This window comes from Variovorax sp. JS1663 (assembly GCF_002157355.1).
Taxonomy (GTDB): Bacteria; Pseudomonadota; Gammaproteobacteria; order Burkholderiales; family Burkholderiaceae_C; genus Variovorax.
Genome location: NZ_LYMK01000128.1, coordinates 1 through 1,501, shown reverse-complemented (window position 1 = coordinate 1,501; position 1,501 = coordinate 1). Strand labels below are relative to the sequence as shown.

General features: G+C 67.7%; 1 protein-coding gene. It reads left to right on the top strand.

Annotation, left to right across the window (positions count from 1 at the left end; genetic code table 11):
• Nucleotides 1-5: 5 nt before the first annotated feature.
• Nucleotides 6-1,501: fumarate hydratase (locus A8M77_RS34935; protein WP_086926030.1), on the top strand; the 1,496-nt coding region annotated here is incomplete at its 3' end.

Sequence of the window (1,501 nt, the reverse complement as noted above, 5' to 3'; positions counted from 1 at the left end):
CCCTCATCATTCAGCAAGCCGACCTGATCGAGTCGGTCGCCGCCGCCCTGCAGTACATCAGCTACTACCACCCCAGCGACTACATCGCCCATCTCGCGCGCGCCTACGAGCGCGAGCAGAGCGCGGCGGCCAAGGACGCGATGGCGCAGATCCTCACCAACAGCAAGATGAGCGCCACCGGCCAGCGCCCCATCTGCCAGGACACCGGCATCGTCAACGTCTTCCTCAAGGTCGGCATGGACGTGCGCTGGGGCGGCTTCACAGGCTCGCTGGACGATGCCATCAACGAAGGCGTGCGCCGCGGCTACAACCACCCGGACAACATGCTGCGCGCCTCGGTGGTGGCCGATCCCCAGTTCGACCGCAAGAACACCAAGGACAACACCCCCGCCGTCATCTTCACCGAGATCGTCCCCGGCAACACCGTCGAGGTCACCGTGGCCGCCAAGGGCGGCGGCAGCGAGAACAAGAGCAAGCTGGTCATGCTCAATCCCGGCGACAGCGTGGTCGACTGGGTGCTCAAGACCGTGCCCACCATGGGCGCCGGCTGGTGCCCGCCGGGCATGCTGGGCATCGGCATCGGCGGCACCGCCGAGAAGGCCGCCCTGCTGGCCAAGGAAAGCCTGATGGACGACCTCGACATGCACGAGCTGCTGGCCAAGAAGCGCTCCGGCGCCGAGCTGGACAAGGTCCAGGCGCTGCGCGTGGAGCTCTACGAAAAGGTCAATGCGCTGGGCATCGGCGCCCAGGGCCTGGGCGGGCTGGCCACCGTGCTGGACGTCAAGATCAAGCTGTACCCCACGCATGCGGCCAGCAAGCCGGTGGCGATGATCCCCAACTGCGCGGCCACCCGCCACGCCCACTTCGTGCTCGACGGCTCCGGCCCCGTGTACCTGGAAGCCCCCTCGCTGGACCTGTGGCCCAAGATCGACTGGGCGCCCGACTACAACAAGAGCAAGCGCGTCGACCTGGACAAGCTCACGCCGCAAGAAGTGGCCAGCTGGAAGCCGGGGGACACGCTGCTGCTCAACGGCAAGATGCTCACCGGCCGGGATGCCGCGCACAAGCGCATCCAGGACATGCTGGCCAAGGGGGAGAAGCTGCCGGTGGACTTCACCAACCGGGTGATCTACTACGTGGGCCCGGTCGATCCGGTCAAGGACGAGGCGGTGGGCCCGGCCGGCCCGACCACGGCCACGCGCATGGACGGCTTCACCGAGATGATGCTGGCGCAGACCGGCCTGATCGCGATGATCGGCAAGGCCGAGCGCGGGCCGGTGGCGATCGAGGCGATCAAGAAGCACAAGAGCGCCTACCTGATGGCCGTGGGCGGCGCCGCCTACCTGGTGAGCAAGGCGATCAAGACCGCCAAGGTGGTGGGCTTCGAGGACCTGGGCATGGAGGCGATCTACGAGTTCGACGTGGTGGACATGCCGGTGACGGTGGCGGTCGACGCGGGGGGCACCAGCGCGCACATCACCGGGCCGGCCGCGTGGCAGAA